Source organism: Pseudomonas sp. EA_35y_Pfl2_R5 (genome assembly GCF_963970805.1).
Classification (GTDB): Bacteria; Pseudomonadota; Gammaproteobacteria; order Pseudomonadales; family Pseudomonadaceae; genus Aquipseudomonas.
In genome coordinates this window covers 178034-191936 of record NZ_CAXAOW010000001.1, presented here as the reverse complement: position 1 = coordinate 191936, position 13903 = coordinate 178034, and the positions used below count along the sequence as shown (strand labels likewise).

The window sequence follows — 13903 nt, the reverse complement described above, 5'->3', positions numbered from 1 at the left end:
AAAGCACTTTAAGAGCACAGCATGACTGAATTGCAGCAACAGCCTGATCCGGCTGAAGACACTTCCAAGCACCGCGCGATCAAGAGTTTCGTGATGCGTGCCGGGCGTATGACCGAAGGCCAGCAACGCGGTCTCGATCAGGGCTGGCCGAAGTTTGGCCTGCAACTGGAGGATGGTCTGCGCGACTTTGATCAGGTGTTCGGTCGCAGCGCACCGCGGACCTTCGAAATCGGTTTTGGCATGGGCCATTCCACCCTGGAAATGGCTGCTGCCGCGCCCGAGCAGGACTTTATCGGGGTGGAAGTGCATCGCCCGGGTGTTGGTGCGTTGCTCAACGGTCTGATGACGCAGAACCTCAGCAATATGCGCGTCTACAGCTGCGATGCGCTGGAAGTGCTGCGTAACTGCGTGGCGGACGCCAGCCTGGATCGGCTGCTGCTATTCTTCCCGGATCCGTGGCACAAATCCCGCCATCACAAGCGCCGCATCGTTCAAGCGTCCTTCGCTGAACTGGTGCGGCAGAAGCTCAAGGTTGGCGGCGTGCTGCACATGGCCACCGATTGGCAGCCCTATGCCGAGTACATGCTGGAAGTGATGAATGTCGCGCCCGGTTATCAAAATCAGGCTGAGGATGGTCAGTACGTGCCGCGTCCGACGGAGCGCCCAACTACCAAATTTGAGCGCCGCGGCGAGCGTCTGGGGCATGGCGTATGGGATCTGAAGTTCCAGCGCATCGATTGATTGATTCACGCGCTGAGGTATCGGCGCAGCAAGACCATAAGCACATGGACGATTGCACAAGATCGGAATAATCCGACGCCCGCCAGGACGGCTCCTCACCAAGACGGCACATAAACCCGGGCAGCACTGCCCCGGTCATAAAAACAGCAGCCCTGCCTCAGGCCAGGCTGCGAGGAGATCGCTGTGTTGAGAACGCTTTCAATTCTGCTGCTGGCTACGTGCGCGCTACAGGCACAGGCCAAAGTCGACAGTGCTCAGGCTGCACGCCTGGGCCAGGACCTGACCCCACTGGGCGGTGAGCGCGCGGGTAATGCCGCCGGCACCATTCCTGCCTGGGATGGTGGCCTGGCACAACCACCGGCCAACTACCAGCCGGGCATGCATCACCCTGACCCCTACAGCGCTGATGCGCCCTTGTACCAGGTCAACAGCCAGAATCTGGCACAGTACCAGGCGCAACTGCCGGCGGGCCTCAAGGCATTGTTGGAGAAGAACCCGGATTACTTCCTGCGGGTGTTCCAGACCCGTCGCAGCGCGGCCGCGCCGCAGCGTATCTATGACGCTACGCGCTTCAATGCGCAGACTGCCGAGCTGATTTCCGGCGGTAATGGTGTCGACGGTGCTGCAGCCGGTATTCCCTTCCCGCTGCCGACAACCGGCCAGGAAGTCATCTGGAACCACATCATGCGTTACCGTGGCGACCAGATTACTTTCGCCACCAACCAGGCTGCGGTGCTGTCCAACGGTGCCTACAACCTGCTCAAGCTGGAGCGCGATATCTACTTCCTCTACGGTCGTGAAGGCGTCAGCCCGCAGGACCTGGACAACACCCTGTTCTACTACAAGTACAAGGTAGTCGCGCCGGCCAAGCTCGCCGGCTCGGCGCTGGTGGTGCAAGAGACCCTCGACCAGGTACTGGCGATTCGCAAGGCCTGGCGCTTCAACCGTGGCGAGCGCCGCGTGCGTCGTTTGCCGATGCTGGCTTACGACACCCTGCAGCCGGATAGCAACGGCATGGCCACTGCCGATCAGGTCGACTCCTACAATGGTGCACCGGATCGCTACGAGTGGAAGCTGGTTGGCAAGCAGGAAATGCTGGTGCCGTACAACAGCTACGCCGTGCACCAGAAGGGCATTCCCTACGACAACATTCTCAAGAGCTCCACGGTTAACCCCGATTTGCTGCGCTATGAGCTGCACCGCGTCTGGATAGTCGAGGCCGATCTGCGCAAGGGCTTTAGCCATCCGTATGCCAAGCGTCGTTTCTATATCGACGAAGACAGCTGGCAGATTCTCGCCGCAGACCTGTACGACAAGAGCGGAGAGCTGAGCGGTGCGCAAGAAAGCCACCCGATCAGCTATTACGACGTGCCGATGTTCGGCAGCACCCTGGAAACCATCTACGACTTCAAGGGCAAGCGCTACTTCGTCGATGGCCTGGATAACAATGAGCCGATGTACAACTTCAACGCCAAGTTGGGCCCACGTGATTTCACCCCGCAGGCGCTACGCCGCGAAGGTAACTAAGCCTCGGCTCAACTGAAAACCGCCTCTTCGCAGGCGGTTTTTTATGGACGGGCAACTACAGTGATGCGAGTGCGCATGGCTGAGCCTGTCGGCGCTGCGTCGATTTCTATCGGTTATCCAGGTCATGCCAGGGAGGGTATATGGGCAAGCGGAGTCAGTGTCTGTTGTTGCTTGCGCTGTTGTTGAGTGGCTGCAGCACTCAGGGCGAGCGCAGCATTCAGGAGGTGGCCGGCATCTGGTCAATTCGCCAGTTCAATGAAAGCAGTTTTGCCTTGGGCAAGAGCAACCATTACCGGGTCTATCACCGCGGTCAACTGGTGCGCCTGGCGCCGCCACTGGTAGAGCGGGAAACCAGCGAGCTGCTGGCGGTAGGCCACTTCAATCCTGGGGTGTTTCCCTATCCGGACCTGATCGTACTGGTGCATGACCGCTTTACCAATGCGCGAGGCTATGGCGATGCCAAGCTGCGGGCATTTCAGCTGATTTCCAAGCAGGACAGGTTCGAGATCGTGCCAACCGAGATAGCCGCTGCGGGTTTTTAGTTGCGGCTGCTGGCCTGACTGAGCAACCCGCTAGCGATGGGGTTGGCTGCAGGTGTAAGCGGCTGGCTGGGTTTGTTCGGGAAGTGCAGGCTCTCGCGGCGGCCATGGCGGCGCAGGGTGACATGCTGGCGCTGCACGCTTTCAAGGGTCACACCTGGGGCGACGGTGGCACCCACCATAAAACGCTCAGGAGTCTGGCCGGCCTGCCCAATGATGGCACTGGAGCGACTGCTTTGCGGGTGATTGAAGGCGGCCATCAAGGTCAGCTGCAGAGATGTAGCCGGAGCCGGGTCGCTACTGTCGACTAGAGGGACGCCGAACAGCCCCGCCAGTTGCTGTTGATCGATAACCGGCTGCGCTTGGGCCTGTTGCACGGGCGCCAGGTTGATCGGGCGATGCAGTAGTCGCCAGAACGCCGTGCCCTGATAGGCCAGGCTAAGACTTCCGGCCAGCACAAGCAGCAGGCACAGGACGGTGATCAGTTGTTCCGGAATTATTGGCTGGGCTGGTTTATCGAGCTGCAACATAAAGAATCCTTCATGAAAAAGCCCATGACTGCTCAGGCAGCCATGGGCTTGGGTGCTGCCGGGTGTTTACAGTTTGCTGATACTGACGTTGTCGATAAACAGCGACTCAGCGCGTTGCGTGCCCAAAATCAGCAGGTCGACGCGGCGCAGAGTACCTGCCGGCAGTTGTACCTCATGCTGCAACTTGCTCCAGCTGCCACCACGGGTGGTGCGCTGGCCCAGCGGCAGGTACTGTCCACGGCCATTGCCATCTTCGACATACAGGTAGGCGTAAGCGATGGCGCTGATCATGCTGCTGCGACCGATACTCAGGTCGGCAGAAACGCGATAGCGATTACCGGCCTGGACGTTACCGACCAGGCTGACGCTCGCGCCGGCGCCTTCGTACTGACGCTGATAGGCTTCCAGGGCTTGGCGGCTGCCGTTGGCGAACGTGCTGGCGCGTGCGCTGCCATGGAAGCCAGACCAGCCAGCAATGCCGTTCTCGAAGTTCCAGCCGAACTGGGTCGGAGCAGGAGGTACCGGCGGTGCGGCAGCCTGGACTTCCTGCAGCTCGACCTCATCGACCAGCAGGCTGCTGCCGCTGTCGCTCCAGATCGCCACATACAGATTGCGCACGTTGCTTGGCGCTGTGTAAGTGAAAGATTTCTCCAGGCGGCTGAACTCGTTGCCAGTCACCGACAGGCTTGCCGTCTGCTCGGCGCTGTAGGTAAAGCGACCATCGGTGCTTTCCTGCAGGATCGCCAGGCGTACGTTTTCACGGCTGTCGCGGGCCTTGAGCATGGCTTTGGCTTTCAGACGATATTTTGCGCCGGCCGTCAGGCCGGTGACCGGTGTGGCCAGTACGTCGAAGGCCTGGGCATCCATTTGCAGCGCGTTGTCGCGGCAGTTCAGGGCCACATTGACCAGGCTCAGTTGCGCCTGACCGAACAGTGCACGCCAACCTTGGTTGCTGCTGAATTCGCCGTTACTGACCAGGCCCTTGAGTGCAGGCTTGCTGCACCAAGGCAGTTCGGCTGGCGGCGTGGTCGGATTGCCCGTGCCCGGGTTGTTGGTGATCGGCACCTGGGTGGCGCGGAAGGTGGCGATCTGCGCGGCCATGGTGTTTAGCGAGCGCACGGCATCGGAGCGATCGGGCATGCCGCAAGGCTGATTGGCGCAGTCGGCGTCATTCAGCCTTGGGGTGGAAAATACCGGCGCCTGACGGCGAGCATTGAAGACCTGCGGGTAGGCCATGATGGTGCTGAACTGGCCCTGGACGCCGTAGCCACGGCTCCATTCGTGGGTGCCGTTATGACCGTTGGCGTTGTAGTAGCCTTCCTGTTGGTCCTGCTCGTAGGAGTGACGCAGGCCCATGTTGTGGCCGGCTTCATGGGCGAAGGTGCTGAGGCTGCAGTCAACGCCGGTAAGGCCGTAGGCCATTTCCTTGGCACCGCTGTTGAAGCGATCACTGTTCTTCGCGCCAGTGCCCATCCAGGCGATACCACAGACGCCATAGCCCTGGCCCTGGGTGGTGCGGTTGATCAGTTGCACCACGTCGGCACCGTATTGCTCACGTAGGCGTTTTACCTGGGCGTCGTCGGTGAACTTGTTCAGGTTGGCACTGGACACGTCGTAGTAGTTGGCCCAGTCAAGCAACTGCTTGTGTACCAGGCGCAGGCGGAGATTGACGCCGCTTTTGGCGTAGGCCGTGTTGGTGTATTCGATATAGCTAGTGATGCGTGCGTCGATATCGCGGCCGTTAGGCAGGCTCTGCGCGTCTTTGGTGTAGAGCACCATGATGTCGACGGTTTGCGGGTTGGCCTGGGCGCTATGGGCGGTCAGAGCCAGTGCGAGGGCAGAGAGCCATTGCACTTTCTTCATATCAGCGTTCCTTGTGCGATGTGGGTAAAGAGGTGATCAGCCCTGGGTGGGCGGTGGCAGCGGGGCCAGTTCTTTGTGGTCGTAGTGCAGGTGATCATTAGGATCGGCCCGCATTACCAGCTGGTTCTCATCGGTGATCACCGTCTTGCCGGTGGCGTTATCGATGATGATCGACAGGCTGCCGTCGAGCGTGGCGACGGTGATATGGGTCTCCAGCGCACCCTTGACCAGGGTCATGCTTTCCACCTCGTCACCATCGATCAGGCTGCCTTGCCATACGGCGCTGCCGGCGGTGTTGCGGGTTTCGCCGAGGGTGGCGCGGGTTGGGCTGCTACGCCCCGGCAGTGCCAGAGAAACCACCTGACCGACCGCCAGATTGCTGAGTTGCTGTGGGTCGACCTGGGTCAGGTGCTGGGTGATGCCGTTGCTCTCGGTTTCCTGCAGCGACTGGGCATCCCAGAGCGTGGCCTGCGCGGCGCTATTGGCGGCCACGGGCGGTTTGGCCTGCAGGGTGGAGACGCCGCTGGCGCCCTGGCTAGCTGCCTGATTTGCGGACGCGGCAGTACTCTGGCTGGGCGCGGGCGCTTGGCTGTCGGGGGCGTTGTTTGATGCTGCCTGGGTTGGCTTTGGCTGCTCAAGGTCAGCCGAGAGCACGACCCCCAGCACACCGCCGACAATGGCGGTGGCGACTGCGGCTGTAATCCAGCGTTTTGACATGCGACTGCTCCATTAGTCTGGGAAGTTGAAGCAGCGCAGTCTAGGTAGAGCCTTTACGGTTATTCGCTATGCAGTTCACAGGCAGAGGGTATGGGCAGTGCCAGCTTGTCTAATTTGAACGCTGGTCTCATATGCAGGGTGTGCCACGTCTCGTTGGAAATGGGGCACAGTTCCAGGCAGCTCGGTTATGCCGTTGCTGCGCAGTGCAGCAAGGGTTTTGCGTTTATTCGGGCAGGGCGGTTGCGTCACGTTTGGGCAGCTGTATGGGCAGGGCAGCCAGTGCTTTGATGGCCACTTCACGGCTCGGGTAGCTGCCATAGAGAACGGCATAACGGGTTTCTCCGCCCCTATTACGTTCGGCCAGGCGCAGCGGCTGCTTGGGATGGCGCTCTAGCAGGGCTTGCATAAATTCGCGACTACTGCCTTCAACCAACTGGATGGTGTGGCGTCGCGTTGCAACCTTGGGTTTGCTTTCGCCGCCACGGCCATCGCCCAGGGTGGCTGGGTCGACAGGTTTTGGCGTCTCAATCAGAGCCTTGCTTGGTTTTGCCGGGATGGCTTTGGCCGGCTGGCGCAGGTCGGTCGCAGGAATATCAATGCCCTGGCTGAACAAGGCATTGGCCTGCTGCGGTAGATGGTCGTAACCGTTGGCCTGGCCGAGCAGGCGCAGGTCACGGTATTTACCCAGGCTCAGGTTGGCCAGGCCGACGCCGTCGCGTGCCACGGAGGGGCGCAAAAATACCATCAGGTTGCGCTTCTGCCGGGCTTCGCGGGTTGAGCGGAACAGCCTGCCAAGCCCGGGGATATCACCGAGCAGCGGCACCTTGCTCTCGCTGCTGGTGATGTCGTCCTGAATCAGGCCGCCGAGCACGATCACCTGGCCGTCATCGGCCAGCACGGTGCTCTTGATCGAGCGCTTGTTGGTCACCAGATCCACGGCCTGGGCATTCAGTCCGGTGCTTGGGGCGATGGAGGAGATTTCTTGCTCGATCACCAGGCGCAGGGTGGCGCCTTCATTGATATGCGGCGTGACCTTGAGGGTGACGCCGATATCCTTGCGCTCGATAGTGGTGAAGGGATTGCTCGAGCCGGCAGCGTCGGTGGTGTAAGAGCCGGTCTGGAACGGTACGTTCTGTCCGACCAGAATTTCGGCGGCCTGGTTGTCCAGGGTCAGCAGGGTTGGGGTAGAGAGCAGGTTGCTTTTACCGTTCGACGACAGCGCGGTGATCAGCGCGCCGAAGTTGTCGTTGCCAACGCCGATAATCGCCCCATTGGGCAGCGCCGCAGCCAGCTCGCCGGTTTTTTCGCTGGCGATGGCGCCAAGCAGAGTACCGACCGACAGGCCGGTGTTACTGAAATTGACGCCGCCCAGGCCACCGCCGCTGCGGCCATCGATGGCCCATTGCACGCCGAGGGCGTCATTGATATCGCCGGACATCTCGACGATGGCCGCCTCCACCAGCACCTGGGCGCGAGGTATATCCAGCTGGCGCACCAGATCCTCGAACATATTGACGATATCGGCTTCGGCCATGATGACGATGGCATTCAGGCTCTCGTCGGCGCGAATCATCAGCTTCAACGGCGTGGCGTTTTCACTGCCCTGACTTTGGCTCAGGTTGTCGCCGAAGTCGCCGAGGGTCTTTGCCATTTCCTTGGCATCACCATGGCGCAGGCGAATAACCCGGGTATTGGTCGAGCGCGAGCTGGGCGTGTCGAGGCTCTGCGCCAGCTTTAACAGGCGTGCGCGGGCATCGCTGGGACCAAGCAGCAGCAGACGGTTGGCGCGGGTGTCGGCAATTACCTGGGCACCGCTGGCCTGGGCGTTTTTCAGTGAACTGTTGATCACCGCTGCCAGCTCATGAACCCAGGCATGGCGCAGGTCATAGACGCTGAAGTCGTCCTGATTCTGGCTGTCCAGCTGGCGGATGATTTCGTCGATGCGAGCGATATTGGCCGGCGTGTCGCTGATGATCAGGCTGTTGGATGAAGGCACAGCGGCCAGGTGACCATGGTTGGCGACCAGCGGGCGGATCAGCGGCAGCAGGTCGTTGGCAGCGCCATGCTGCACTTGCAGCACGCGGGTTTCCAGGTTGCCGCGGCTGCCGGCGGTGGTCTTGGCTTCGCTGCTGGGGATGATGCTCAGCTGATTGCCCTGGGGCATCACGGCGAAACCATGGGTGCTCATCACCGAGAGGAACAGTTTGTAGACCTCGGCGATATTCATCGGCTGCTGGGCAATCACCGTGACCTGGCCTTTCACCCGTGGGTCGATGATAAAGGTCTGCCCGCTGATGCTGGAAATCTGCTCGATAAAGTCGCGAATCTCCGCGCTCTGCATATTGATCGTCCAGCTTTCCTCGCTCTGCGCAGGTGCCTCGGTCGACGCATTGGCCTGGCTGGCGATGCTTAGCAACAGGGCCGTGTGCAGCAGTAGCAGGCGGACTAGATGGCGCAGGGCAGGCGTGATCATGGCTAGGGGCATCAGTATGTGTGGCCGTAATGCACTGCCGCGGCTGACGCGAGGTCGGACAAGGGAAGGCTGGAGGCGCTGTTCGGACGGGAGAAAACGGCTGCAACCAGCACTGCGAGCAGTGTTGGGGGCGCAAGGCTAATGAAAAAAGCCGGCCTGTGTTGAGGCATGATGGCGATCTGCGATGATCGTCACAGTCAGTCGGTGATTTGTTGCCTGGGCGTGATGGACGTCAGTTGGCAGTTGAGTCTGTAAGCGGAGCCTGAGGCCAGGCTCCGCTCAGTTCGCCGGCAGCTCAGCTGCGGTCGGCGAGGATGCCGATGATAAAGAACACCAGAATCAGCACCGGGGCCAACGTGAAATTGTTGAAGAAACCCAGGCCCTTGGCCATGTACGGGGTGGCGAAGACGATCAGCAGGCCGTAGCCCACCGCGCAGAGCAGCACGAAGATCAGCGTGCGAAAAATAAAGTTCATGCTGCTGGTGTTGCGCTGCACCCAGGCGTTGATGCCGGGGCCGAACAGCACCAGCAGGGTGGCCATGATTGCCAGGGAAATATCGTAGAGGTGGCTGCGGCTCCAGCGCGACAGGGTGACGATCAGGTCGAGTAGCAGGTCCATCAGGTTTCCTTAGCCGTGTGGGCGCATGCGTCAGGGTAGAAAGTGTTGCAGCAGGTCATTGAGAAACAGCTGGCCTTCGCGGGTGGCGCTCAGGCGCATCGGGTCGCTGTGCAGCAGGCCACGTTGCTGGGCCTCCAGGCGTGCTGCAGCAAGCTGGCTGAGCGGCAGGCCGGTGCGCTGAGTGAACAGCTCGCTGGCGACGCCGTCCGTGAGGCGCAGCACATTCATCAGAAATTCGAAGGGCAGCTCATCCGCGCTCAGTGCGCGCTCACCGGCACTGAAGCGTTTGCTGCTGTCCAGATAGTCCTTGGGCAGGCGGGTTTTCCAGCTGCGGCTGATAGTGCCGTCCGGGGAGCTTAATTTGGCGTGGGCGCCGGCACCGATGCCGAGGAAATCGCCAAAGGTCCAGTAATTCAGGTTATGTCGCGCCGCTTTGCCTGCCTGGGCATAGGCCGAAACTTCGTACTGCGCGTAGCCTTCGGCGGCCAGCAGGGCCTGCCCAGCTTCCTGAATGTCCCAGAGAATATCGTCCTCGGGCATTACCGGCGGCTGGTTCCAGAACACCGTGTTCGGTTCCACCGTCAGCTGATACCAAGACAGGTGCGTCGGCCCCTGGGCAATGGCGATGCGCAGGTCGCTGAGGGCATCCTCGATGGACTGGTCCGGCAGGCCGTGCATCAGGTCCAGGTTGAAATTGTCGAAGCCGGCGGCGCGGGCCATATCGGCTGCGTGCACCGCTTCATCGCCGTCGTGGATACGTCCCAGGGCGATCAGCTTGGGCGCCTGGAAACTCTGCACGCCAATAGACAGGCGATTGATGCCCAGGCGTCGGTAGTCCTTGAACTTGGCCTGCTCGAAGGTGCCCGGGTTAGCTTCCAAGGTGATTTCGATATCGGCGGCAAACGGCACGCGCCGTTCCACACCCTCAAGCAGGCGACCGAGGGCTTTGGCGGAAAACAGGCTGGGGGTACCGCCGCCAAAGAAGATCGAACTCAGCGGTCGGTTATGCACCTGCGCCAGATCGGCATCCAGATCGGCCAGCAGAGCGTCGACGTATTCTTCTTCCGGCAGTGTTGGCCCGGCGGCGTGGGAGTTGAAGTCGCAATACGGGCACTTCTTCACGCACCAGGGGATGTGCACATAAAGTGCAAGTGGCGGCAGCTCGAAGCCGCCACCGGACGCCGTGGTCATGCCAGACCCAGCCGCTGTTTCAGCAGGGCCATGGCGCGCGCGCGGTGGCTGATCTGGTTTTTCTCGGCCGCCGGCAGCTCGGCGCTGGAGCAGTCGCGCTCGGGCACCCAGAACAGCGGGTCATAACCAAAGCCTTCCACGCCTTGCGCGGCGTGCAGGATGCGCCCGTGCCAGAGACCTTCGCAGATGATCGGCAGCGGATCGTCGGCATGCCGCACCAGCGCCAGGCAGCAGACGAACTGCGCGCCGCGCTCGGCATCCGCAACATCTTTCAGCGCGTCGAGCAGCTTGGCGTTATTCGCCGCATCACCCTGGCCATCGGCGTAGCGCGCCGAGTAGATACCTGGCGCACCGCCGAGAAAATCCACCGCCAGGCCCGAGTCGTCGGCCAGCGCCGGCAGGCCGGACAGTCGTGCGGCATTGCGCGCTTTGAGGATGGCATTCTCGATAAACGACAGGCCGGTTTCTTCCGGCTCGACCATCGAAAATTCGCCGACCGAGCGCACGCGCACACTGCTACCGAGCATGGCCTGCAGCTCCTTGAGTTTGCCGGCGTTATGGCTGGCGAGTACAAGCTCGTTGAAATGCATCATGGATTCAGGGCCATCATTCGTCTGGGAAGAATTCCTGGTTGAAATTGAAGCTGTACGCCACGCCATCGGTAGCACGCACATTGATGGTGAAACGCAGCATCTCGCGCTGAGTGAAGTTGAATTGCGCCAGGTAATAGATGGCCTCGTCTTCGTTGATCTGCTTGAAAGTCAGCGGCTGGCTGCGGCCGACCAGGTCTTTCACTTCACCACTGACGCTGGCGCTGCTGGCCTTGCCCGCCTTGAGCACGGAGATATTCACCACGCCCTGGGTCTTGCTGCGCACCAGGCCGCTGGCGGCTGCGATGTCCGGTTGCAGAAACTCGGAGTTGAAGGCGATGTAGTGCACGTCGAGGTCGCCGAAGGTCTGTTTGCGTTCAGCAAGCGCCGGCAGGCTCAGACACAGGGCGATAAACAGAAATGCGATGCGACGCATAAGGGTTCTCCAGATAGCAAATCTTGCGGGGCAGTCGCCTAGTTGGCGATCTGCACGTCTTCGGCTGTGGGGCCGCTGATCCGGTAAATGCCGATTTCACCTAACAGATTAGGCCAGATCCGGCTGGCCCAGCCGTGCCGGTGGTCGCGGTCCACGGCCAGGCGATCCATGACTTTCGCACCCTGGTTGTGGCACAGGTTTTCGAAGTCTTCAAAGGTGCAGAAGTGGATGTTTGGCGTGTTGAACCAGGTGTACGGGAGAAAATCCGACACCGGCATACGGCCCTTGGTGGTGAGGTACCAGCGGCAGTGCCAGTGGCCGAAATTGGGGAAGGTGATGATGCAGGTCTTGCCGACGCGCAGCATTTCCGCCAGCACCTTGTCCGGGTAATGCAAGGCCTGCAGCGACTGGGTCATGACCACCACGTCGAAGCTGTTGCTGGCGAAGTTGCCCAGGCCTTTGTCGAGGTTCTGCTCGATGACGTTGACGCCCTTACTCACGCATTGGGCGATGTTGTCCGCGTCGATTTCCAGGCCATAGCCGAACACCTGCTTGTGTTCGGCCAGCCAGGCGAGCAGTTCGCCATTGCCGCAACCCAGGTCGAGCACACGGCTGCCAGCGGGAATCCACTCTTGGATGATTTCGAGATCCGCGCGCATGGCTACACCTTAATCCGTTTCATATAGCTGTCGAACGCCTGCAGGTAGCGCGGAATCGGCATCAGGAAGGCGTCGTGGCCCTGAGGCGCATCGATTTCCAGGTAGCAGACGTTTTTCCGCGCAGCGGTCAGCGCATCGACGATTTCTCGCGAGCGTGCCGGCGAGAAGCGCCAGTCGGTGGTGAAGGACATCACGCAGAAGTCAGCGCTGACATGCGCCAATGTCTTGGCCAGATCGCCATCGAAGGACGCGGCCGGATCGAAGTAGTCCAGCGCTTTGGTCATCAGCAGGTAGGTGTTGGCGTCGAAGCGTCCGGAGAACTCCTCACCCTGATAGCGCAGGTAGCTTTCCACCTGGAATTCGACGCTGTGGAAGTCGTAGTTGAGCTTTTCGCTCTTCAGGCCACGGCCGAATTTTTCGCCCATGGCGTCGTCCGACAGGTAGGTGATGTGGCCGACCATGCGCGCCAGCATCAGCCCGCGCTTGGGGATCACACCCTGTTCCTGGAAGTGCCCGCCATGGAACTGTGGATCAGTCAGGATCGCCTGGCGCGCCACTTCGTTGAAGGCGATGTTCTGCGCCGACAGCTTGGGCGCCGAGGCAATTGCCAGGCAGTGGCGCACGCGCTCGGGGTAGCTGATGGTCCATTGCATGGCCTGCATGCCGCCGAGGCTGCCGCCGATCACTGCGGCCCACTGGCGGATGCCGAGGTTGTCGGCCAGCCGCGCTTGGCTGTGCACCCAGTCCTCCACGGTCATGACCGGGAAGTCGGCGCCGAAGGGTTTGCCGGTCGCGGGGTTGAGGCTGCTGGGGCCGGTGGAACCGTTGCAGCCGCCGAGATTGTTCAGGCTGACGACGAAGAACTTGTTGGTGTCGATCGGCTTGCCGGGGCCGATGCAGCTGTCCCACCAGCCCGGTTTACGGTCTTCCGCACTGTGATAACCGGCAGCATGGTGATGGCCGGACAGCGCGTGGCAGATCAGCACGGCGTTGCTTGCCGTGGCATTTAGCTCGCCATAGGTTTCGAAGATCAGTTGGTAGTCGGCCAGGCTGCGCCCGCAGGCCAGCGCCAGAGGTTCTGCGAAGTGCAGAACCTGCGGGGTTACTAGGCCAACAGAGTCTTGGGGAAAGGCAGTCGACATCGACCCTGCTCGCAATAAAGGAAGTGCCGCAGTCTAAAGAGCGCCGCCCCAGGCGGCAAGAACAGCGCTAGGCTCCGCTAGGAATGCATTGCCTGATTTGCAATGCCCATTCGGGTGTTTCGTCATCCGCCGCGTATGTTTTGCAAAGCGAGCCTTCGCGGGTGCGGAATAGAAGGCGAGGGTCTTGATCGTTTACCGAGTTGTCGTAGACGTAAAGTCGATCAACCAAAGATGTCAGTGCCACGCAATTGGCAATGGACTTTGTATAGCGCGCGACAATTTTACTGATGGGGACTTCATGACCTCCATCCATGTAGCGGTATGTGATCCGATAGGCATTGATAGCGGGGTGCGAGGTGCTGACGAAGAACACTCTGACAAAAAATCCGGCATCTACAGCGCGCTGGATAAAATCAAGTTTGTCTTCAGTGGATAGAACGGTCTCAAATGCCAGGCTGCGCTTTTCGATTAGGCATTGTTCGCGTAGTCGCTCTGATTTATCGGCGGCCTGCTTGAAGGCGTCCTCCGAGTTCCAGCCACCGAACTCATTCTGTGCAATTTCGTCTGGATTTACGAAAGTGCAGTCAGATAGCCAGTGGTGTTTGCGCAGCATCTCAGTGATGGACGTCTTACCGGAGCCATTGGGGCCGGCAAACACTAACAGTTTGGGTCTGGCTTCAGGCATTGCGCTGTGCGCGTACAGCATTGGACTGTTGCTTGGCTTTGATCGCACGAGCCAATGATTCGGTAAGTAGGTTATCTACGCGAGCAACCCTTTTGTGGGCTGTTTGACGTACTTGTGACATTAACTTGGAAAGCTGCACGTCACTCGGGTCGTCTTGGCTTGCAACCAAGTCAAAAGAGCTATTCATTTTC

15 protein-coding genes are annotated in these 13903 nt (G+C 60.5%); 3 read left to right on the top strand and 12 right to left on the bottom strand.

Annotated elements, in window-relative coordinates; translation table 11 throughout:
- Positions 1-21: 21 nt before the first annotated feature.
- The 3 genes from trmB to AACX99_RS00810 all read left to right on the top strand — a co-directional run bounded on the left by trmB (position 22) and on the right by AACX99_RS00810 (position 2810).
- Positions 22-741: a tRNA (guanosine(46)-N7)-methyltransferase TrmB gene (trmB, locus tag AACX99_RS00820; RefSeq protein ID WP_339408953.1), complete on the top strand. Its 720-nt coding sequence runs from the start codon at positions 22-24 to the stop codon at positions 739-741.
- Between the two features lie 183 nt (positions 742-924).
- On the top strand, positions 925-2268 hold the full coding sequence (locus AACX99_RS00815) for a DUF1329 domain-containing protein (protein ID WP_339408952.1): 1344 nt from the start codon (positions 925-927) through the stop codon (positions 2266-2268).
- 140 nt (positions 2269-2408) lie between these two features.
- Positions 2409-2810, top strand: coding sequence for a hypothetical protein (locus AACX99_RS00810; protein ID WP_339408951.1), 402 nt, complete (start codon positions 2409-2411; stop codon positions 2808-2810).
- Here AACX99_RS00810 and AACX99_RS00805 read toward each other — a convergent pair.
- The 12 genes from AACX99_RS00805 to AACX99_RS00750 all read right to left on the bottom strand — a co-directional run bounded on the left by AACX99_RS00805 (position 2807) and on the right by AACX99_RS00750 (position 13899).
- Positions 2807-3337: a type II secretion system protein N gene (locus AACX99_RS00805; RefSeq protein ID WP_339408950.1), complete on the bottom strand. Its 531-nt coding sequence runs from the start codon at positions 3335-3337 to the stop codon at positions 2807-2809. The two genes, AACX99_RS00810 and AACX99_RS00805, sit on opposite strands and share 4 nt — an antisense overlap.
- 66 nt (positions 3338-3403) lie before the next feature.
- Entirely contained in the window at positions 3404-5200 is a 1797-nt protein-coding gene (locus tag AACX99_RS00800; protein ID WP_339408949.1) for a zinc-dependent metalloprotease family protein, read from the bottom strand.
- Positions 5201-5236: 36 nt separating this feature from the next.
- Positions 5237-5917 (bottom strand): hypothetical protein, encoded by a 681-nt coding sequence (locus AACX99_RS00795; RefSeq protein WP_339408948.1) that lies wholly within the window; start codon positions 5915-5917, stop codon positions 5237-5239.
- Between the two features lie 223 nt (positions 5918-6140).
- A complete protein-coding gene (gene gspD / locus AACX99_RS00790) occupies positions 6141-8390 on the bottom strand; it encodes a type II secretion system secretin GspD (RefSeq protein WP_339408947.1) in 2250 nt (749 codons plus the stop codon).
- A gap of 295 nt (positions 8391-8685) precedes the next feature.
- The gene (locus AACX99_RS00785; protein ID WP_339408946.1) at positions 8686-9009 is read right to left on the bottom strand and encodes a DUF3392 domain-containing protein; all 324 of its coding nucleotides are present in this window, start codon (positions 9007-9009) and stop codon (positions 8686-8688) included.
- A 30-nt stretch (positions 9010-9039) separates the two neighbouring features.
- Positions 9040-10200, bottom strand: coding sequence for a radical SAM family heme chaperone HemW (hemW, locus tag AACX99_RS00780; protein WP_339408945.1), 1161 nt, complete (start codon positions 10198-10200; stop codon positions 9040-9042).
- On the bottom strand, positions 10197-10793 hold the full coding sequence (gene rdgB / locus AACX99_RS00775) for an RdgB/HAM1 family non-canonical purine NTP pyrophosphatase (protein ID WP_339408944.1): 597 nt from the start codon (positions 10791-10793) through the stop codon (positions 10197-10199). Before rdgB ends, hemW begins: the two co-directional genes overlap by 4 nt.
- Positions 10794-10806: 13 nt before the next feature.
- On the bottom strand, positions 10807-11226 hold the full coding sequence (locus AACX99_RS00770; RefSeq protein ID WP_339408943.1) for a DUF4426 domain-containing protein: 420 nt from the start codon (positions 11224-11226) through the stop codon (positions 10807-10809).
- Between the two features lie 38 nt (positions 11227-11264).
- Positions 11265-11885, bottom strand: coding sequence for a methionine biosynthesis protein MetW (metW, locus tag AACX99_RS00765; protein ID WP_339408942.1), 621 nt, complete (start codon positions 11883-11885; stop codon positions 11265-11267).
- 2 nt (positions 11886-11887) lie between these two features.
- The gene (gene metX, locus AACX99_RS00760) at positions 11888-13027 is read right to left on the bottom strand and encodes a homoserine O-succinyltransferase MetX (protein WP_339408941.1); all 1140 of its coding nucleotides are present in this window, start codon (positions 13025-13027) and stop codon (positions 11888-11890) included.
- 67 nt (positions 13028-13094) lie between these two features.
- The gene (locus tag AACX99_RS00755; protein ID WP_339408940.1) at positions 13095-13733 is read right to left on the bottom strand and encodes a zeta toxin family protein; all 639 of its coding nucleotides are present in this window, start codon (positions 13731-13733) and stop codon (positions 13095-13097) included.
- Positions 13705-13899, bottom strand: coding sequence for a hypothetical protein (locus AACX99_RS00750; protein WP_339408939.1), 195 nt, complete (start codon positions 13897-13899; stop codon positions 13705-13707). The genes AACX99_RS00755 and AACX99_RS00750 overlap by 29 nt, the downstream gene beginning before the upstream one ends.
- Positions 13900-13903: the final 4 nt, after the last annotated feature.